Genomic DNA, 20,940 nt, shown 5'->3' on the forward strand with positions numbered 1-20,940 from the left:
TTCCCGCTTATCCCATAGGAGTCGAGCACCCCTCCGTTCCAATCAACTTATTCAACAAAAAAAGTCTGCACTAAATCCTAATCAGATAGCCTTTTCTTAGAGTAATCTAACAGTTGTTTATTAATCAGTTTGTAGGTCAATTAATATCGAACATTAATTAATAAACTAATCAATTGAATTCGTTTTTCTAAAAATTAGCTCATAATATTTTTAACTTCTAAAAAAACTTACTTGTGTTATTGGAATCATAAAATCGCTCAAACATATTAAAATTTAAAACCATTAACAAATCATTCAAAAAATGATAATTTCATCAAAAATGCTCATTTAATGTCCGTTTTCCCTATTGACTACTTTATATTTCAACACTCTGAACGTAGCATAGCTACGTTTCATTTTTTGAATTTATTTATTACTAACTAAGTGAGAAACGATTAAGTCACCGTGAAAACGGCCATTTTCTATAAAAATTTCGTTTGCATTGTTTCCGGCAGCAATTACCCCTGCAATATAAATGCCTTCTATATTTGTTTCCATCGTTTCTGGGTTGAATAATGGTCTTCCTGTTAGATCATCTACTTTAACGCCCATACTTTTAATTAATGTATGATCAGGGTGGTAACCTGTCATGGCATAGACAAAGTCATTGTCAATCTCAACTATTTGTCCTTCTTTTTCGTATACTACTGATGATTCTTTTATTTCAAGTAAATTTGCGTTAAATTCCATTTTAATTGTTTCAGAACGGACAAGTGCCTCGAATTCTGGTAGTACCCATGGTTTAATACTTGGTGAATAAGAACTGCCTCTATAAAGTACAGTTACATCCGCTCCACACTTTTCTAGTTCTAGTGCTGCGTCCACACTTGAGTTTTTCCCACCAATAACGACAACCTTCTGATTAAAATGTTTATGGCCTTCAAAAAAGTAATGGGATACTTTATTAAGCTGTTCACCAGGTGTTAATAAGTAGTTTGGTTGGTCATAATATCCGGTTGCTACAATAACAGTTTTGGCTTCATAACGTTTTTCTTCACCGTTAATTGTAACTGATTCGATGATAAAATCACTTTTCTTACTAACCGTTTTTACCTCTTCATAAGCATTAATTTTTATTCTATTTCGTTTAACAACATCACGGTAATATGCTAGAGCTTGGTGTTTTTTTGGTTTTCTACCTTCAATAATAAATGGAATATTTCCCACTTCTAATTTTTCACTTGTACTAAAAAATGTTTGATGAGTTGGAAAACGACTGAGGGTATGAACTATATTTCCTTTTTCAATTATTAATGCAGAAATCCCCTTATTTTTTAATGCTAGATAAGCTGCAATACCACAGGGTCCTCCGCCAATGATTAGAACTTCAACTTTTTCCATTTGAAACATCTCCAATAAACTAGAGTCTTAATTATATTTACTATTACTATTTTACGTAAAATATTCAATTTGTCTAATAATAGTTAATCATAAAAAAACAAGATGGATTTTCTCCACCTTGTTTTTATCAGAAAATATAATCTTATACCCAGCCTCTGAATCGGCTAGCTTCAGCCATTTTACGCGCACCAACCATATAAGCAGCTAATCGCATATTTACTTTTCTATTTACACTTGTTTCATAAATATTATTAAATGAACGTACCATAACTTTTTCTAATCGCTCTTCTACTTCTTCTTCAGTCCAGTAGTAACCTTGGTTATTCTGCACCCATTCAAAGTAAGAAACAGTTACGCCACCAGCACTAGCTAATACGTCTGGTACTAGTAAAATACCGCGCTCTGTTAAAATCTTAGTAGCTTCAAGGGTTGTTGGTCCGTTAGCAGCTTCAACTACAATATTTGCTTTAATATTATGAGCATTATGCTTTGTAATTTGATTTTCAATCGCTGCTGGCACTAAGATATCACAATCTAATTCTAATAATTCTTTATTTGAAATTGTATTATTAAATAGTTTAGTAATTGTACCAAAACTATCTCTACGATCTAATAAATAATCAATGTCTAAACCGTTTGGATCATGAAGTGCACCATAAGCATCAGAAATACCAATAACTTTTGCGCCAGCATCATGCATAAATTTCGCTAAGAAGCTACCTGCATTACCAAATCCTTGGATAACAACTCGTGCACCTTCTAAGTTAATACCTCTACGCTTTGCTGCTTCACGAATTACAATCGTTACACCTTTAGCAGTAGCTGTTTCACGGCCGTGAGATCCACCTAATACTAATGGTTTACCAGTAATAAAACCAGGTGAGTTAAATTCATCTATTCTAGAATATTCATCCATCATCCAAGCCATGATTTGTGAGTTTGTAAATACGTCTGGAGCTGGAATATCTTTAGTTGGTCCTACGATTTGGCTAATTGCACGTACATAACCGCGGCTAAGTCTTTCTAACTCACGGAATGACATATCACGTGGATCACAAACGATTCCACCTTTACCTCCACCATATGGTAAATCTACAATTCCACATTTTAAGCTCATCCAGATTGAAAGGGCTTTAACTTCATTTTCTGTTACATTTGGATGGAAACGGATACCACCTTTTGTTGGTCCTACCGCATCATTATGTTGAGCTCTGTAACCAGTAAAAATTTTCACTTGTCCATCATCCATGCGAACTGGAATTTTTACAGTCATCATACGAACTGGTTCTTTTAAAAGTTCATACATTTCATTTGAATATCCTAATTTTTCTAACGCTTCTTTAATAACTACTTGTGTAGGCGCTAGTACGTCTAAATGTTCTTCTGTGTTGCTATTTTTCTCTGTAGATTTCTCGGCAACCATTGTAAACCCCCTAGAAATTTGAACTATGAAAAGATTCATTCATTCTGAAATTAGTATACAACTTTCCATCCCTTTTTGAAAGTTATAAACACATAGAAAACAAAATATAATATCCGTTTAATGTAAGCGTTTTCTAAGGTCATTATACTCCTATTTCCAAAATTTGAAAAGGAAAGAATATGAAGAAATACAATATATTAATAAAAAATTTACAAAAGTAAAACCTCTCGTAATAAATTACTGAGAGGCTTTATTTTTAACGAAATAAAAATGCAGTTGTTCAATAGCATTTTCTGAGATAAGTTCTTTACCATATTCAATAATACGGTAAATTGTTCTTGTGGAAGGATTACCATATTCAGCTAAGATCGCATAAAATGTTTCACGATCTAATCTTCCAATTTCATTCTCCTCGAACTTTAAGTAAAACGTATTTTCAAAAGAGAATAATCTCCCACCTAAAGCATCACATGAAACCAATTTTTCAGAAAGTAGGATTAGATCATCTAAAGTAGAAAACTCGTACAATATATGTTCACTTTCATCTAGGATTACTTCCATCGAGATAAAATCGTCTTGAAATTCATCTTCCTCTTCTTCAATTTCATCGGATTTTGTTACAATTACAACCATTCCTTGAGCTTGAAGAGAGAAAACTTCAACGGATACTTTTCCATCTACTTCGAAACCTAGTTCTACGCTAGCTTCATGCATCATATCTTGAAAAAGCTGTTGAACTTTTGGCGCATTATACCATAAGTCTTCTTTTGTCAGACCACGTTCAGATAAATCATCAGATGTAAGAAAAACTTTTATTTTATTGTAGTTCAACCGTTCCAACCTCATGAACTAGCCTCCTTGCTGCATTTACCATAGTACAGTTTATGTTTTTATATAATTTTGGTGATTCTAAAGTCAAAATTCATTTATAATTAAAATTCTGCTTTAACCATTCATCCCAGTTCGATTGTTGACTACCAATATAAAATTCCTGTATGGAATCCATAATTGGGCTCTCACAAGTTGAAACTGCGTGTCCACCAATTCCGATAATGATATCAGGTTTAATTTTTTTAATTATGATGGCTAGATCAATTGTTTTCTTTAAATTTTCTCTTAAAGTACAGGTCATGATAAATCCAGCTGGATTCACTTCATTTATTACTTGTTCAACATCGCTTGAATCAATTGATGCTCCTAAATAAATTACTTGAAAACCGATTCTTCTTAAATAAATCGTAAAAATTAATAAACCTAATTCATGCTTTTCTTCTGGTCCACAAACTGCGATTAACTTTGGCAAATGTTTATTGTTAGGTGAATTTTGATAAATCATCCCTAATCTCGTTCTCAAAAAAGATGTTGCAAAATGTTCATGAGCACTTGTAATTTCACCATTACGACATTTATCACCGATTAATATAAAAACCTTAGAAATAATTTTAAATAATACTTTATCGACAGAAAAAAGACTAAAAGCGTCATTCACATAATTGTGGGCTTCACTTTCTTCAAAAGATAATAATGAAGAAACAATTCGATTTACTAGCGCATCTGATTGAAGATTTTCAGTAAGAGAGCTGTCATTAGACGACTTATGCTCTTTAGCTTCGTATAAATTAATTGCTTGTCCAATTGTAAACCCTTCATTAACTTTTTGAACGAGCCATTTTAAAATGTAAACATGTTCCTCTGTATAAAGTCGATGGCCAGCATCATTTCGTACAGGACTTATAATATTATATCTTCTTTCCCATGCTCTTAATGTGCCTGGTAAAATCCCAACAATGTTAGAAATTGCTTTAATATTGTACTTTCCTATTTGGGCCAATTTTCTTTCCTCCTGCATGTAAACAACAAACACTTATTTCATAACTTCAAAATTTAGAACTGTTATTGTGTTTTGTTTGCGAATTCCTTTATTGTTGTGTAGCTCCAAATATACCGTTTTCTGATTTCGATGTACATTTAATTGACTTCTTTCAAACAGATAAACTTGAATACTTTCAAAATTACTACTATGACTATCCGTGACTTCAGTATAGCTTGTTAAAATACTAAGATCATCTTCATAACGCTCTTCAAGTGCAAAGTCTAAATGATCTCTCTTTGTTTTCACATCATCTAAACCAACAATCGAAAACTTCGTACCATTTTCAGTTTCAAATGAAGCACTTTTATTTTCTAAAATTGTAACTTTACAATCTAGTAATAATGCATTTAGATCCCTATAATTGCCACTATAGTCAAAATCATTCCACAAAAAATAAACAGGAGCAATAGAAGATAAATAGTGAATGTTTTCATCTTTATATTTTTTTGACTTCTTTTTTGAGTAACCACTTAAAAGAATTAATGTATTATGATTGCAAATTTTTTCAATCTCACTCAATTTAAAAGGAATATCGCCTATATTTGGAATCCATATAAGTTGAATTGACTGTAATGAATCATCTAAATTCTTTATTTTAATTTTTTTATGTATTATTTCTAGCTTACTTTTTCGATTAATCAATAGAATAATTGCTACAATTACTACGAATCCGATCAATGATATTATTTTTATTTTAATTTCCCCCTTGTAACTTAACCCAATAATAAAGTAAATGTCAGTAGTTTCTCTGATATTATTTCATTCAAAAAATCAACTTAATCTATTTCTTTTTGTTTCTGTTCAAAGTGCTTTTTTTTATTATACAAAAACTAGTAGAAATTGAAAAATTTTAAACAACAAAAAAACTTATGTCCATTGATACAAAATGGGCATAAGTTTTTAATTTAAGTGAATTATGTTTTAATCGATTTTAAAAGTCAATTTTCGTATGAGCAAAATAAGAGCATTAATCAATATTTAGTTTCAAAAAAATTGAAAAACAGATTTTCAATATTAGTGTTTAACTGTAGAATTTTCTATTTCATTCGTAACAGATACTATTCTTAGACCAATCTCTTCAAATTTACGTAAAATCTTATCGATATTTTTATTATCATCTATTTTTAAGACAATTCTTCTTAATAAATGATCTTTTGAATCAAAAGTTACTAGCGAAATTATATTAATCCTAAAATGGTGAAGATACTCAAGTAATCTTGCTAATTGCCCTTCCTTCTCCATACTTGTCATTGAAATTCTTATTCCTCGACAGTCCTTTCCAAGTACTTCTTGAAAAATCTCAATTACGTCATATCTAATAACTAGTCCAACAAAATTTCTCTCATCATCAACTACCGCAATTGATGGATATTTTTTTAACGAATTCATTGTACCTTCATATAGCTCATCCGCTTTAACACAAATTGTTTGATGTGTTGCGATTTCACCTATTTTTATCATCGTAATAAATTCTTCTTTTGGTAATTCATTATAAAAGCAACTTCTATAAATCTCTGCTTGAGAAATCATTCCAATATATTTATTCCCCGCTAATACGGGTACACTATCAATTTGCTTTTCCAATAAAAGTTTCATTGCATTTTCTACAGTATCATTTGATTGAACCGTTATGACTTGATGTTTTTGAAGCATTCGATGTTTTGCTAACACTCTTTAACACTCCCTTCACTCTATTTATAACATAGAAAGAAAGCATCCGAATAAAGAGGATTTGTCTAGATTTCGAATTTCAATTTCATTGGCTTTTATATATTACAGAACCTTATTTATCCACATCAACATTCAATGGGATTTTTAATATCTGGCCGGGCTTCACTTCGATCCCATTTAAATGATTTGCATCTTGAATAATTTCTTCTCCATCACGATTACCATAATATTTCATTGAAATAGTAAATAATGTTTCCCCTCTTTGAACTTCGTGATTAATCTCTTCAACACCTACAGTTTCACTTGAATCTGTTTGGGGTTTTATTATATTTTTTATCTCTTTTTTGATTGGAGCTTTTTTTTGAGATTCATTCTTTTTTTGTTTTTTTAAATGATCGGTAGTAGCTAATTCTACTTTTTCAAATTTATTTGAAGGAATGATTAAACTTCCTTTTTCAGTAAAAATTTTATCGTATTTACTATGTACAAATTTCACTACTCCAAATGGTAGCATGATAAAGATTATGACTAAAGCAGTTATTAAAGGATATTTTATTTTCCACCAAGGCCTTCGTTGATCCTCTTTTATTTTCATTGTTTCACTTCTTGGTGGTAGATTTAACAAATCAACGGCTTTATTTTGGTCATTTATTTTCTTATTTTTAAATTTCTTATTTTTATTCTTTCGACTTAAGTCAGCTATACTATTAGCCTGAAGCTCATTTTTCATTCTTTGTCTTCACTTTCCAAACTTAATTTCATATACATTCCTAAAACATAATCTAAAATAAAATGTGCGATAAATACTATCACAATATTATTCGTTTTCAAATATAAGTAACCTAAGAAAAAACTTTCAATTAATACAATTGTAAGTAAAATTGGTTTTTTCACATATCGAAAATGAACTAAAGCGAATACAACTGATGCAATAATTAGTCCAAATTTAGCTTGAATAAATCCTCTAAAAAATAATTCTTCTGATAATGCGATTAAAATACAAAGAATCGTCATTTCAGGGACTGAAAGTGACGTAAAGAATCTTTTATTAAATCCACCATCATCTAACAAACGCTCCGGAATCGTATAATTTAATAAAATATTAAATAGGACGAGTGAGAATCCAGCACCGAATCCATATAAATATGTTTTATAACTTTTAAATAAATGTAAATCATCTATAAATTTTTCTGTACCAATAAAAAAAGCAATACATAAAATAGCGATTACTAAAATGATAAACTGCGTACCATATACGCTTTTCTTCAAATAGTTAACTGGAATTTCTTGACGATTTAATTCGCTTTCCATATAGATTCCTCACAGCCCCAATTTATTTCTTAATTCTTGTTTCCATGAAAGTACTTTATCATTTTCATTTTTCTCATGATCAGTTGAACAATAGTCTTCAAACGATATACCACAAATATTACAGCAATTTTTTGGTCTCTGTACTAATATTTCATCAAAAAGTAAAAGATATTTTTCGCGATAACAAGTGGATGAAGCTAGAAAATCCATCATCGCTTTAAGTTTTAAATATTTTACTTTTTTTCGCTCCGAAATTAACTCTTTAATCGATTCTAATAAGTCATTATTTATTTTTTCTAAATGCAAGGACTCATCTACGATTACATTAAATTTAACCATTTCAGAGTGAAGCGTTGTCCACTGTATTTCACTAAATTGAAAAACTGCTTTCCAATTAGATACGAGCGTTTCAGTCAATTTGATCGGATTTTCTTCTAATCTTTTTAAATACGCTAGAAAAGACTCAACTTGATTTACAGAAAGGATTTCGTCATCAATAAGCCTCAGTGGTAATTCATGATCTTCTTCACAAACAATTAGTATCGCAATACTTGGCTCACCATCTCGGCCGGCTCGTCCAATTTCTTGAAGATAATTCTCGATGTTTGAAGGATACTGATAATGAATAACAAACCTTACATTTGGCTTATTAATCCCCATACCAAAAGCACTTGTACAAACTATGATATCTATTTGATTTTGAATAAATTGTTGCTGAATTAAAATTCTTTGTTCATGTTCCATTCCACCATGATAATAAGCGACTTTGCAATTTAAATTTTCTCTTATGGTATGTGAAATTTTCTCGCAAGCAGCCCTTGTACCACAATAAACGATGCCTGGACCAGTTAATTTAGAAAGATGATCAGTTAAAGACTTCATCTTTTCCATTTCCGAATCTACTTTTTCAACTTGAATTGCTATGTTCTCCCTGTTAACTGAATTGATATATTTTTGAACATGTTTTAACTGTAAAGTTTCGATTATTTCTTCCCGTACATTTTTGCTAGCTGTAGCGGTTAAAGCTAAAACCGTCGGATTATTTAATTTCCGCTTTATTTCCCCTAAAGTTTTATATTCTGGTCTAAAATCATGCCCCCACTGTGAGATACAATGTGCCTCATCAACAACAAATAACGAGATCCTAGACGCAGAAAGCTTTTGTATTAAAAATTGATTTTGTAACATTTCAGGCGAAACAAAAATAAACTTATAGCTGCTTATATTATTAAATAAATATTTTTTTTGCTCAAAGCTTCTAAAGCTATTTAGCGCAATAACTCGTTTATCCCCAAATGCTTTAATCTGCTCTACTTGATCCTCCATAAGGGAAAGTAATGGTGAAACGATTACTACAACGCCTGGCAAAAGTAGCCCTGTTAATTGATATAATAATGATTTACCCCCACCTGTAGGGAGCATTGCTAAAACATCCTTCGAGTTTAACAAATCATTAATAATTTCTTTTTGGTTAATTCGAAAACTTGAATAACCGAATTTTTCGTATAGAAGTTTATTTAGGTCCATGTAGATCACCCATTCTTGCAAGAGTAATACGAATTTGAAAATATGTTACCTCATTTAATAAAGCTTCTTTAATAATTTTTAATTTCCTTGTATTTAGTTCAATAATTTTATTTTTTATTAAAGTAAATTGCTTTGTTGTAATAAATTGATTAATTGGCAATAACTTATCACCTAAAACACACTCAACTATATGATCCTCTATTGTACTAATCTTTAACTTACGAATCTCAGCTATTTCTTGAATTGTTTTACCATCAGTAAATAATCTCTTCGTTTCAATAGAGGTATTCGTAATATTAGTACTCTTATCTCCATTTACAAATTTACTTAACAAAGGATAATTATTGTTTGGTACAACCAAAATAGTGATCATATGATGCAAAGTATTAATCGAATTGAGATAAATTTTTTCAACACTCACTTTGTGTTCTGATGCAATTTGCTCAAAAGTCATGCCATAAGCATTTGCTCCAGACAATCGATTCACAAATAGTAATGCGTCTTCGTTACTTATATTTTCTAAAATTGTATGCAATTCTTTGTAAAATTGATTAACTAATTCGTTTTTATTCCCAGTATAATTAAGAATCTCATTTTTTACCCAATCTTGTATATCTTGATCTTGAATAACTGCCCTAAAATATTTTAAATTCATATTCAGATTGGAGACCGTTTGAAAAAACAATGAAAATCTTTTCCAAAATATCTTTTGAATACTAGAAAACCTTAGTCCGTTTATATATGTAAATTCCATAAACTGTATTTTTTGATTTGCTAGATAAGCTTGACCATTTTTATTTAACAAATAGATATTTTTATTTTCAGACTGACCTATATACCCCTTAACCTCTAACCCATTTATAATTTCTTGCATATTCTGATGTGTAAGGAAATGAAAAAGTCCGAAAAATGATGTCACTTGATAAAAATGAGAATCTTGAATAATTTGAGCACTTTGTTTACCTTTTAATAAATACATTATACCTTGGATCGTTCGTTCACCATTATATCGATGAAGTAAAAAAAGGATGATTTCCTCTAATATTGATAGCTTAAACATCATAAACCTCTCAATTAAAATTATTCCATTAATATATTTAAATATTTTTCCGAATAATAATTAGTAGTACAAAAATATTTGTGCATTTTTTCTAAATAGTTTTTATTTCTTCTAGCTTATCATATGTATCAATAACCAAACCATTTTAAACATATAAAAATCATTATTTATTTTATTTGAGATTTCATCATTTCTCGTTTTTTTCAAAACCTTGTACAATTATATTGAAAAGTTTTGGAAACCGTTTTAAAATGTTTACAGGTACATTACAAAAATAGTATCTGTAACAAAAACAGGGAATAATTTGGGAGGTCAATACAATGGCAAAATATACAATCGTTGATAAAGACACTTGTATCGCATGTGGCGCTTGTGGCGCAGCTGCACCTGATATCTATGACTATGATGATGAAGGGATCGCATACGTTACTCTAGATGATAACCAAGGAATCGTTGAAATTCCAGACGTTTTAGTTGATGACATGATGGATGCATTTGAAGGATGCCCAACAGACTCAATCAAAGTTGCTGACGAAGCATTCGATGGCGACGCTTTAAAATTCGAATAGTAAAAACTGCGGCGAAGTTATTTCGTCGCTTTTTTTATTTTTTCAAATGAAAACACGAGCTCAACATACCAGCTCGTGTTCTATAATCGTTCAAGGATTATCCACTTATAAGCATTAGGTTTCTCCTTTTTGATTCCATCGTATAATTCATTGTGAATGAACCAGCTAATTGATTATCTTTATCGATTAAGTCAATCCTAGTTGATGATAAATCTTCTTTAACATCGACTAACTTAAATCCCCTATTCTTCGCTTCTTGTATAATTTCTGAATCACTTCTCGTATAAAATTCTGGACCTAATTCTTTTAATAAAATCGCCTTGATCCATGAATCCTTTTGATTTAAAGTTTCTTGATCTTTCTTTGAGAATTAGTCATCGTTCATAATTAACTCCCCTATTGAATTTGATATTTAATTACTATTCCCATTTCATGATCAGTTCAACAAAACAGATGCGTTAGTTACATAAAGTGATTCACAATATCACATTTCAATTCGAACTTATAAAACCTTTTCCTAAAAAATGAAGACAGTGCACCCAAAGTCTTGATACAAATTATTTCCTTATTTTACATATTCAGAATTATCTAATAACTTGCTATAATAAATAAAACATCATGAGAGGATGAACAGCATGGAACAGATGACAATTACCGAGAAAAAGACGTTTTTAAACAAGTTATTAGAGAAAAAACAAGTAAAAAAAGACATCGAATTGATTTTACAATATCTCCTTGCTGTTGATGAAGTACTAGCAAACATCTCGTTTGTCGAAGATGCAAAAAGTACACCAAATGGCATTGTCTTTAATTTTCGAAATGATAACTACTCATATCCTCAGTTTTCTTATTATGAAAATAATAAGAAGGTCGATTTGTCACCAGAAACGATTTACCATAAACTTCGATTACATGGGAAGGAAACAAAGTTTTATATTGAGTTGTTATTTGATGTGATGCCGATCGAGTACGCTTTGATCTTAGATATTAATCCGTTTTCGACGACTACCTTTGAACCCAACGAGGAACTACAAACAGAAATCGATGAGTTTCTTTCATCTCTTATAGCTCAAACTACACACACACTTCTTCTTCGTCAAATTGATAAAGCACTAGATGAGAGAGACGAACAACAATTTCTTTTGTTATCTTCTCAGCTAATAAACTTAAACTAACAAATAAACCATCTATCATTCGATAGATGGTTCTCTTTTTTTAGAAATTGATATCTCTCTCATCCAAGGGACTCAAAAAACAAAAAAGTGTCTACCAAAATTTAGTAGACACTTTCATTTATTTATACGTTATGGACATTCATTCTTTGAGTTAACCAAACCTTTAATTTTGGGTAGATAACTAAGAATAAGATCATGATTAATAAACCTTTAATTGCATTAAATGGCATAATTGATGCAACAATTACTTCATTTGGTAGCTTAAAATTCATGAAATGTGCATATGCAGGTAATAACACGAAATAATTTAAAAGACTTAATATTCCAGTCATCACAACTGTACCAACGATTAATCCAAGAGTTAGCCCTTTTACTGAACGGTATTTTCTAAAGAAATACGACGCAGGTAAAATGTATAATACTCCCGCACTAAAATTAGCAAATTCTCCAATTGGTACACCAGTCATACTACCATTAATCACATAATGTAGGATGTTTTTTATTAACTCTATTCCTATTCCTGCTACTGGGCCAAAAACTATTGCTCCTATTAGTGCTGGTACATCACTAAAATCAATTGTAAGCCATACTGGAAATGCAGGAAGTGGAAAGTACAGCATCATGAGTACATAAGAAATACTGCTTAGCATTGCCACTATCACCATTTTATTTACTTTGTTGCGTTGTTGCATATTACCTCTCTCCTTTTTCCCGATCATATCAAGAAAAATGAAAGGTTCGCTTAAGTTGCGTTATTATTTGCACATATTATAATAAGTCCGAAATAAAAATGAAAAATAATATAAAATTTTGCAAATAAAATAAAATCCCCTATTTTTTCGAAATAGGGGAGAATTTTCAGCACGCCAAATAAGCGTTCAAAAAGAAATAATTTTTTGAACTTGCGAACCTCCATCTTCTCCCATCCAGACTATACTGTCGGCTCTAGAATCGCACTAGATCCTGCCCGAAAAATCAGGCTCGCGGGCTTATAAGCAATGCTTAATTACCGCCGGTGGGGAATTTCGCCCCGCCCCGAAGATAGATCGTTTATTAAATTACAGTTTAATGTTACTAAATTAAATACAGTTTGTAAATAAAAATCTCTGGCTAATCATTTAAAGCATTACTTAGGTTTTCTTGACAAAAACTTACCAACGAATCATCCTTTTGATCATCCGCATATAACAACAGCATAACTGTTATAAAGACGGCTCTAAACTGTGCTAGTTTCTTTGACACTTCCGATACATTACCATAAATCTCAAAAAACTTCCCTCTCATATCGTTCGGAATTAGACTATAAATAATTGATAAATCTAATTCACGATGTCCGATATGAGCATCACCCCAATCAATAATTCCTTTAAGTTGGTTTTGTTCATTGACGATCATATTCTTAAAATGTAAATCACCATGAACAAGTACTAATGGTGTCTCACTTTTTATTTCGACTAAGCTTTCAATATAATGATTAATTTTCTGTTCATCTTCAATTAGTTTCTTCTGTATTGCCTGTTGTATAAATTTTTTAGCCTGAGGTTTACGGAAGTTTATATCTAATCTCTTCAACTCATCATACGGTAAATTAATATCCTTTAATTCATCGAAATTTATTGAATGTAAATTTTTCAAGAAATTCGCGATTGGTTCAATCATTAAAATTCTCTCAGTCCTATTTAAATTAGTTGGAGGCTTTCCTGCAATGAAATTATATCCTAAAAATGGCCAAGGAAATAATTCAGATGGTTTTCCATCGAGTATTGGTACTGTAGTCTTCAATTCAAAATGATTAAATATAATTGGGAGTAACTTTCTTTCAACGTTTAAAATTGCTACAGCTATTTCTCTTCGCGGAAATCTTAGTAAAATTTCATCATTTAAACAAAAAACAGTATTATCAAATCCTTCGCCAATTTTTTTTATTACGTTTATTTTTATTTTAGGAAATTGTATCTTTACTATTTCTGTCGCTAATTCCTCTTCCATTACAATTGCTGGATCCCATATATTAGTCATTTTTTTCTCCTTAAATCAAAAATAGAACTTCACATATAAATGTACTTTACCAAATTTATTAGTAAATTACATTTAAAATAGAAGTTCTAAAAACAAATACTATTATTAAGGATTTGAAACTATTTTTAATTCATGAAAATTTTTATCTGATATAATATCCTTTAATTTTTCTCGATTTCCTCCGATAAATAAAAGGCCAATCGTTAAAACAAACACCACAATCAACAAACATCTCCTAAGAAAATCAAACATTATTTACCTCCCACCTGAAAATGTAAAAAGTGTTTAATCTGCCCAATAACTCGTGGACTAACAACTGGTAATTCAGAAAAAAATTGGACTAAGTTCCTAACTCATTTCAAACCTTTAACTCTTTATGTATATTACAAAAGATGTATTGAGCAAATCGAAAATGTAAACGACAAGAAGTACTTTTACTAAACATACACTCAATCATTCTATGATGGAAAAATCTTATTTATACAAAAAAATAGCGATTGATTAGAAAAATTTAACTATTCAATCACTATTTTTCTTATTTATTTTTTATCAGTTCGAAATACGATTGCTCCTCGCTCGTATTCTACATCCTTAATATTTAAACGTGTGTTGATTAACCTTGCAAGTGCAAAGAAATAATCAGATAATCGATTCAAATATAAAAATACTGGAAGATGAATATTTTCTTGCTTCATTAATGTTACGACCGTTCTTTCGGCACGTCTCGTTACCGCTCTTGCTTGATGAATGATTGCAGCAGGCTTTGACCCACCTGGTAAAATAAAACGTTGTAATGGGGGAGTTGCTTCCATATATTCATCGATTAATGTTTCAAGCTCTTCAACCATTTTCTCTGTCGTTTTAAAAGGGATGCTATCCTTTACTACTGCCAAATCTCCACCACAGTCAAATAGTTCATGTTGGATCTTTTGAAGTGAATTGTAAATATCTCTCGTATCTTCATGATCTAAATATGTCATTGCGTACCCAACGATTGTATTTACTTCGTCAATTGTCCCGTAAGACTCTACCCTTAAATCATCTTTGTCAACTCGTTTGCCTACTAAGCTAGTCTGACCTTTATCCCCAGTTTTTGTATAAATTTTCATGAAAAACCTCTCCTTTTTTCAATTTTAATTTACAATACATTACTTTTATAAATAATGACCTTTTTATTCGTTTCGGGATTATCTAAAATTTGAAAAGATGTGTCATATAAACCTTTTAATAAATCTTCACTTAAAACTGAGTCTGTTTTTCCTTCGATATAAATTTTTCCGTCCTTTAATCCTACTAATCGATCACAGTAAAGACTTGCTAAATTTAAGTCATGAAAAACAGTTACGATCGTTTTATTCTCTTGTTTTTGTAATTCCTTTAAAACATCTAAAATTTTAATTGTATGCATTAAATCTAAATGGTTACTTGGTTCGTCTAAAAAAATATATGGTGTTTCCTGAGCAAAGCATTGAGCAAGAAATACTCTTTGACGCTCACCACCACTAATTTCATTTATGAGGCTTTTTTCCATCTTCTTAGTACCAGTCATCATCATTGCATTATTGACTGCAGTTTCATCGAGTGTGGACCAGCTAGGAAAAAAGGAAGACGAATGAGCAAGACGTCCAAGTTTAACTGTTTCTTTTACCTCATAAGAATATGTATAGGAATTTTGTTGTGATAAAACAGCAATCTTTTTTGCTATTTGTTTATTAGACATACTAGATACAAATTCTCCATCTAACATGACATTTCCTTTAGACGGTTTAAAAAGTCCACTAAGAATATTTAAAAACGTTGACTTTCCACTCCCATTTGGACCAATAATTCCTAGCCATTCTCCTTGATTAATAGAATAAGACAGTTCATCCAAATCAGTATGAATTCCATCATATGAATATGAGATATCTTGACATTTAATCATACTTTTCCCCTATTTCTTTTCAAAGATAGTAATATTAATGCAAATATTGGAGCACCAATTAATGAAGTAATTACCCCGATTGGTAACTCTCTTGGGGCTAATACAACTCTTGATAATATGTCCGACCCGATTAAAAATATTGCGCCATTGATCATTGATAACGGAAGTAATTTTTTATGTAATGGCCCTACCAAAGTTCTAGTAAAATGCGGAACAACTAATCCTACAAATCCAATTGTTCCAGAAACAGCTACTGCTGCACCAGACAAAATACTACCAGTTAACAAAATTAAATAAGTGGATTTTTTTACATCAATTCCGATATGTTTTGCATTTGTGCTACCAAATGTCATCGCATCTAGCTGCCTATTTTGACTAAATAAAATTAAGAATGAAATGATTAAAAACGGTAATAAACTAAGAGAGTACTGAATGCCCCTCCCACCGATATTACCCATTAACCAGCCAATTACTGTACGTAATTCATTATTTGAAAAAGTTATAAATAATGATAATAATGCAGAACAAAACGAACTTATTATAATGCCACCTAGTATGATTGTCTCTACATTAAGAGATGGATCTAGTTTTCGAACAAATAGTAATAATAAGATGAGTGTTCCAAATCCAAATAATATACTAACAACTGGCAAAGTAAAATAAGTTACAAAAGGTAAGCTTATTTGAAAAAATAAAACAACCACCGCTCCTACAGAGGCACCTGAAGAGACACCTAATGTAAAAGGATCAGCTAATGGATTTTTAAGTATCCCTTGAAATGCAACACCTGCCAACGAAAGGCTAGCACCGACTAATCCAGCTAACATTACCCTTGGCACTCGTATATTCATGACAATTGTTTGAATATCAGCTGGAACATAATCAGTTTTAAATAGAGCATCTGAAAAGCTAGAAATAATAGAAGAAAAGGGAATCGATGTAGACCCAATCGAAACCCCTAAAATAAATAAAAAAATTAATAAGATAATTGGAATTAAAAAGATTAAATATCTATTATTTATAAAGCTCTGGGTAAACCGCCTTTGCAATTGCTTCGACTCCCTCTGCAAGTCTTGGACCAGGTCTAGATGTTGTATCTGAATTAACATCATATACACGGTGATTTTTAATTGCGTTTACTGTTTGCCAGTTTTTTCTAGCCATTACAGTTTTTTCTAAATTTGGAACATAATATCCATAAGTAGTTAAAATCACATCAGGATTCGCTTTAATAGCTGATTCCTCACTATACTTAACCCAACCTTTTTCACTTTCAGCTACGTTTTTAGCATGAACAATCGAAAGCATTTCATCTAAGAACGTACCTTTACCTGCTGTATATATTTCTGGTGGTCCTGATATTTCAAGCCAAACCTTTGGATTTTTATTTGCTTTAGCTGTTTTTTTGCTAATTTCATCTAATTTTGTTTTCATACCAGTTACTACTTTTTTCGATTGCTCAGTTTTTCCAGTTATTTCTCCAACTTGTTGAATTGTATCATACACGTCATTAATAGTTGCAGCATTTTTTACAACAAAAACATTAATCCCCGCTTGTTTGATCTGTTCTAAACCGTCAGCAGAAATTCCTAAACTTGATTCATGCGCTAAAACTAAATCAGGCTTTAATGAAATAATTTTTTCAACATTATAAGTCATATCGGCATTATTTCCGCCAACTTTATCAATTGATTTTACTTCTTTTGGATAATTGTCAAAATCCGTTACCCCTACTACATCCTTGCCATCACCAATAGAAAACAAGATTTCAGTATTACTTGGAATAAGTGATACGATTCTTTTAGGTGCTTCTTTAAAGCTAACTTCTTTGTTCGTTGCATCTTTTACAGTCATTGGAAAAGTTGCTTGTTCATTCTTACTTACATTCGATTTTTTTTGTGTCGTATCATTATTACAACCAAATAATCCTAAACACAATAACATAATGATAAAACTTGATAAAAACTTCTTCATTTAAATCCTCCTAATATTTTGGAAAGCATAAAAAAAACCCATTCATTTTGAACGGGGCTGAAACAACATATAAATACAAGAATTCTTGCAACTGCTGCTTCAAATTCTTACTCCCCGAAGAATTGAACAAGGATGAATTTAGCAGGTCTACTGACTTTGTTTCAACCTACTCCGACCTTCCCATTCTTAAAGAACAGTGGCTATTCGTTTCGTCCACATTACAGTTGCGGGGACAGTTCTGGATTATACCAGATTCCCTTTTAAGCAATACTTGCACTAAACTCATCAATATTTCATTAATTCAATCGTAAGATAAATTTGGTAAGAATTCAATTATTTTCTTTATATGTTTATTATTTTACTAATTTTTTTTGTTTTTTGTGTGTTTTGCAGTGATATCGTCTCTAAACTTAAAGGTAATATGTTTTATATGAAACAAGATTACTCTACATCTTTTTCGTTCATTCGTAAATTATGCGGTATTTTAACTTTAAATGTCGTTCCCTGTCCTACTTCACTATAGACCTGAATCGATCCACCATGTGCTGTCACAATATTTTTAACGATTGATAAACCTAAACCCGTGCCACTTCTACCTCTTGTACGTGCTTTATCCGCTTTATAAAAACGTTCAAATACAAATGGTAAATCTTCTTTTGAAATCCCTGCACCTGAATCAATAAAATTAAATGTAGTTGATCTTTCATTTTGATTTACTGAAACAATTATTCTTCCATTTTCATTTGTATGTCTTATTGCATTATCAATTAAATTTGTAAAAACCTGTTCCATCCGATCCTCATCTATGTAGATATTTAAATGCGGAATGTTGTCGATTTCTCCAAATAACTTAATATTTTTTTCCTTTGCTAAACCTTTAAACTTGCGTAAAATCCGATCTACAAATTGTACAAGAGGAACGAAGTCTCTATTTAATTCAGTAAATCCGTTCTCCATTCTTGCTAAATCTAACAAATCATTTACTAATCGACCCATTCTAAGTGACTCATCATAAATGATTTGTGACAATTCTTGCATCTCTTCCTTGGATTCTGCTACACCATCAACAATCGCTTCGCTATAACCTTGTAATAAGGAAATAGGCGTTCGAAGTTCATGAGAAACATGCGCTATAAAATCTTTTCTCATCTTTTCTAAACGTCTTTGTTCTGTAACATCGCGAATCACCGCTACAACGCCTCTTATATTTGTTTGATTATAAAGAGGCGACATTAAAACTTGCCAATTGCCTTGATCGAAATTTAATTCTATAAATTGCTTTTTCTCACTTTCGACGACTAATACAAATAAATCTAATAGTTCCTTCGTTAAAACAAGTGAAGAAGGTTCTTCAAATTGATCATCATTAAGCATTTTCAAAAAGCGTTCAGCTGGTGGATTCGTTGTCACGATATGACCTTCTTTATCAATCGAAATTACACCATCTACCATACTTGTAATAATATTAGAAACCTTCTCCTTCTCTTGTTTTAATGCATTCATATTAAAATTTAATTGTTTACTCATCTTGTTAAATGAATACGCAAGTTCTCCAATTTCATCACTTGAATGGATTGGTACTTTCACATTAAAATTCCCTGAAGTCATACTACTTACAACTTCTTTCATCTTTCTAAGAGGAGCTGTAATTTTAGAAGAAAGAAAGAATGAGAAAAATGTTGTTAACACGATCCCAATCGATGCCGCGAGCAAGACAAAATTAGTCGTTTGGTGAATCATCACTTTTACAGGTTGTAATGTTTGGTATATAAATACAGCTCCATTTTTTGAGTTTGTATGTAATGGAACACCTACTACTAATTTTTCTCTCTCGCTATTTTCACCATAAACAAGTCTTTTACTGACCTCTTTATGATCAGTTAACGTTTTATTTAAGATTTCATCATTTTTAATTTCTTTAAATGGTAGCTCCTGTATTCCATATGTATTATTTGAATACCATGGCTCTTGACCGTCAATAGAAATGATTACTCTTGAATATCTACTAACAATATTATTTGATAAATACTCAATATCGGAGAGTGGTTGACCATTTTCTATTAATTGTGCAATTTTTGTGGCATCATCCTTCATATTTTGTACTTGAAGGTCAATATAAAATTTTTCAAAGAATCCTATTAAGACAAAGGTCAAGAATGATAATACAAGAGAGACTAGTAAGATAATTGTCAGCCAAAGCTTTCCAACTAAACTTCTTACGATCATTACTCCTGACCTACTTCAAATTTATAACCGACACCCCAAACAGTGACGATCATTTTCGCAGCATCCTCAGAGCTTTTACTCAGTTTTTCTCGCAGACGTTTAACATGTGTGTCTACTGTACGTAAATCTCCGAAAAAATCATATTGCCAAACTGATTTTAATAATGTTTCACGATCAAATACTTTGTCAGGTGCCTTAGCTAAAAACATCAGTAGTTCGTATTCTTTTGGCGTTAAACTGATCTCTTCCCCTTCAACAATTACTTTATGCGCGTCATTATCAATCGTTAGATGCGGAAACACAACGATATCCTTCGCTGAAGAATTGTCGGAAGTAAATACTGGTACAGGGGAAGAACGTCTTAATAGAGCTTTAACTCGAAGAACGACTTCACGCGGACTAAATGGTTTAACGATATAATCATCTGTCCCTACTTCAAAACCTTGAACACGGTTTGTTTCTTCACCTTTTGCCGTTAACATGATCACAGGAGTTGTTTTTGTTTTTCGTAATTCCCTACAAACTTCAATTCCATCAATTTTAGGCATCATCAAATCTAATACGATTAAGGAATATTCATTCTTCAATGCTAAATTTAAAGCATCCTCGCCGTTTTCAGCCTCATCAATACTATAACCATCACGTTCCAAATACATTTTTAATAATCGTCTAATACGATCTTCATCATCTGCTATTAATATTTTTATATTTTGATCCATAATTTCGACCCCCTCTTCATAATTCTACATAATAAAAATTGTATATTCTAGTATAATTTGTGAACATTTTTACATAATTCTTAGAATTT

General features: G+C 31.2%; 21 protein-coding genes and 2 riboswitches. Of the genes, 2 read left to right on the forward strand and 19 right to left on the reverse strand.

Annotated elements, in window-relative coordinates; all coding sequences use genetic code 11:
• Positions 1 to 405: 405 nt before the first annotated feature.
• The 10 genes from COJ46_RS11175 to COJ46_RS11220 all read right to left on the reverse strand — a co-directional run bounded on the left by COJ46_RS11175 (position 406) and on the right by COJ46_RS11220 (position 10,245).
• A complete protein-coding gene (locus tag COJ46_RS11175) occupies positions 406 to 1,380 on the reverse strand; it encodes a YpdA family putative bacillithiol disulfide reductase (protein WP_097977967.1) in 975 nt (324 codons plus the stop codon).
• 142 nt (positions 1,381 to 1,522) lie between these two features.
• Positions 1,523 to 2,803, reverse strand: coding sequence for a Glu/Leu/Phe/Val family dehydrogenase (locus COJ46_RS11180; protein ID WP_097977968.1), 1,281 nt, complete (start codon positions 2,801 to 2,803; stop codon positions 1,523 to 1,525).
• 237 nt (positions 2,804 to 3,040) lie between these two features.
• Positions 3,041 to 3,649 carry a genetic competence negative regulator gene (locus tag COJ46_RS11185; protein WP_025672362.1) on the reverse strand — a complete coding sequence of 203 codons (609 nt, stop codon included), beginning with the start codon at positions 3,647 to 3,649 and terminating at the stop codon, positions 3,041 to 3,043.
• 76 nt (positions 3,650 to 3,725) lie between these two features.
• The gene (locus COJ46_RS11190) at positions 3,726 to 4,634 is read right to left on the reverse strand and encodes a MerR family transcriptional regulator (RefSeq protein WP_097977970.1); all 909 of its coding nucleotides are present in this window, start codon (positions 4,632 to 4,634) and stop codon (positions 3,726 to 3,728) included.
• 33 nt (positions 4,635 to 4,667) lie between these two features.
• Positions 4,668 to 5,318, reverse strand: coding sequence for a hypothetical protein (locus COJ46_RS11195; protein WP_176522611.1), 651 nt, complete (start codon positions 5,316 to 5,318; stop codon positions 4,668 to 4,670).
• 372 nt (positions 5,319 to 5,690) lie between these two features.
• Complete coding sequence (locus tag COJ46_RS11200) at positions 5,691 to 6,347, reverse strand: CBS domain-containing protein (RefSeq protein WP_097977973.1); 657 nt, start codon at positions 6,345 to 6,347, stop codon at positions 5,691 to 5,693.
• Between the two features lie 112 nt (positions 6,348 to 6,459).
• Positions 6,460 to 7,077: a LysM peptidoglycan-binding domain-containing protein gene (locus COJ46_RS11205; protein WP_097977975.1), complete on the reverse strand. Its 618-nt coding sequence runs from the start codon at positions 7,075 to 7,077 to the stop codon at positions 6,460 to 6,462.
• Complete coding sequence (locus tag COJ46_RS11210; RefSeq protein ID WP_097977977.1) at positions 7,074 to 7,658, reverse strand: CPBP family intramembrane glutamic endopeptidase; 585 nt, start codon at positions 7,656 to 7,658, stop codon at positions 7,074 to 7,076. Before COJ46_RS11210 ends, COJ46_RS11205 begins: the two co-directional genes overlap by 4 nt.
• A 9-nt stretch (positions 7,659 to 7,667) precedes the next feature.
• On the reverse strand, positions 7,668 to 9,185 hold the full coding sequence (locus COJ46_RS11215; protein WP_098565928.1) for a RecQ family ATP-dependent DNA helicase: 1,518 nt from the start codon (positions 9,183 to 9,185) through the stop codon (positions 7,668 to 7,670).
• The gene (locus COJ46_RS11220) at positions 9,172 to 10,245 is read right to left on the reverse strand and encodes a YpbB family protein (protein WP_176522612.1); all 1,074 of its coding nucleotides are present in this window, start codon (positions 10,243 to 10,245) and stop codon (positions 9,172 to 9,174) included. The genes COJ46_RS11215 and COJ46_RS11220 overlap by 14 nt, the downstream gene beginning before the upstream one ends.
• Positions 10,246 to 10,565: 320 nt before the next feature.
• On the opposite strand from COJ46_RS11220, the gene COJ46_RS11225 reads away from it, so the two are divergent.
• Together COJ46_RS11225 and COJ46_RS11230 are read left to right on the forward strand one after the other, a co-directional pair.
• Positions 10,566 to 10,814 (forward strand): ferredoxin, encoded by a 249-nt coding sequence (locus COJ46_RS11225; protein ID WP_025672247.1) that lies wholly within the window; start codon positions 10,566 to 10,568, stop codon positions 10,812 to 10,814.
• A gap of 635 nt (positions 10,815 to 11,449) precedes the next feature.
• Positions 11,450 to 11,989, forward strand: a complete 540-nt coding sequence (locus COJ46_RS11230) for a YpiB family protein (RefSeq protein WP_176522613.1) — start codon at positions 11,450 to 11,452, stop codon at positions 11,987 to 11,989.
• A gap of 122 nt (positions 11,990 to 12,111) precedes the next feature.
• Here COJ46_RS11230 and COJ46_RS11235 read toward each other — a convergent pair whose 3' ends face one another.
• From COJ46_RS11235 to COJ46_RS11270, 9 genes are all read right to left on the reverse strand, one after another.
• Positions 12,112 to 12,681 (reverse strand): ECF transporter S component, encoded by a 570-nt coding sequence (locus COJ46_RS11235; protein ID WP_025672334.1) that lies wholly within the window; start codon positions 12,679 to 12,681, stop codon positions 12,112 to 12,114.
• Positions 12,682 to 12,899: 218 nt separating this feature from the next.
• A riboswitch (FMN riboswitch) is annotated at positions 12,900 to 13,036 on the reverse strand.
• A gap of 63 nt (positions 13,037 to 13,099) precedes the next feature.
• A complete protein-coding gene (locus COJ46_RS11240) occupies positions 13,100 to 14,008 on the reverse strand; it encodes a phosphotransferase (protein ID WP_097977983.1) in 909 nt (302 codons plus the stop codon).
• 105 nt (positions 14,009 to 14,113) lie between these two features.
• Positions 14,114 to 14,260, reverse strand: coding sequence for a hypothetical protein (locus COJ46_RS24470; RefSeq protein ID WP_176522614.1), 147 nt, complete (start codon positions 14,258 to 14,260; stop codon positions 14,114 to 14,116).
• 287 nt (positions 14,261 to 14,547) lie between these two features.
• Positions 14,548 to 15,117 carry a cob(I)yrinic acid a,c-diamide adenosyltransferase gene (locus COJ46_RS11245; RefSeq protein ID WP_097977985.1) on the reverse strand — a complete coding sequence of 190 codons (570 nt, stop codon included), beginning with the start codon at positions 15,115 to 15,117 and terminating at the stop codon, positions 14,548 to 14,550.
• A gap of 29 nt (positions 15,118 to 15,146) precedes the next feature.
• Positions 15,147 to 15,932: an ABC transporter ATP-binding protein gene (locus COJ46_RS11250; protein WP_097977987.1), complete on the reverse strand. Its 786-nt coding sequence runs from the start codon at positions 15,930 to 15,932 to the stop codon at positions 15,147 to 15,149.
• Positions 15,929 to 16,981, reverse strand: coding sequence for a FecCD family ABC transporter permease (locus COJ46_RS11255; protein ID WP_176522615.1), 1,053 nt, complete (start codon positions 16,979 to 16,981; stop codon positions 15,929 to 15,931). The genes COJ46_RS11250 and COJ46_RS11255 overlap by 4 nt, the downstream gene beginning before the upstream one ends.
• A complete protein-coding gene (locus COJ46_RS11260) occupies positions 16,947 to 17,906 on the reverse strand; it encodes an ABC transporter substrate-binding protein (protein ID WP_097977990.1) in 960 nt (319 codons plus the stop codon). Before COJ46_RS11260 ends, COJ46_RS11255 begins: the two co-directional genes overlap by 35 nt.
• 123 nt (positions 17,907 to 18,029) lie before the next feature.
• Positions 18,030 to 18,202, reverse strand: a riboswitch (cobalamin riboswitch).
• 145 nt (positions 18,203 to 18,347) lie between these two features.
• Positions 18,348 to 20,132, reverse strand: a complete 1,785-nt coding sequence (locus COJ46_RS11265) for an ATP-binding protein (protein ID WP_097977991.1) — start codon at positions 20,130 to 20,132, stop codon at positions 18,348 to 18,350.
• The gene (locus tag COJ46_RS11270) at positions 20,132 to 20,851 is read right to left on the reverse strand and encodes a response regulator transcription factor (RefSeq protein ID WP_097977992.1); all 720 of its coding nucleotides are present in this window, start codon (positions 20,849 to 20,851) and stop codon (positions 20,132 to 20,134) included. Before COJ46_RS11270 ends, COJ46_RS11265 begins: the two co-directional genes overlap by 1 nt.
• Positions 20,852 to 20,940: the final 89 nt, after the last annotated feature.

Origin of the sequence: Bacillus sp. AFS077874 (assembly GCF_002566505.1) — a bacterium.
GTDB lineage: Bacteria > Bacillota > Bacilli > Bacillales > Bacillaceae_G > Gottfriedia.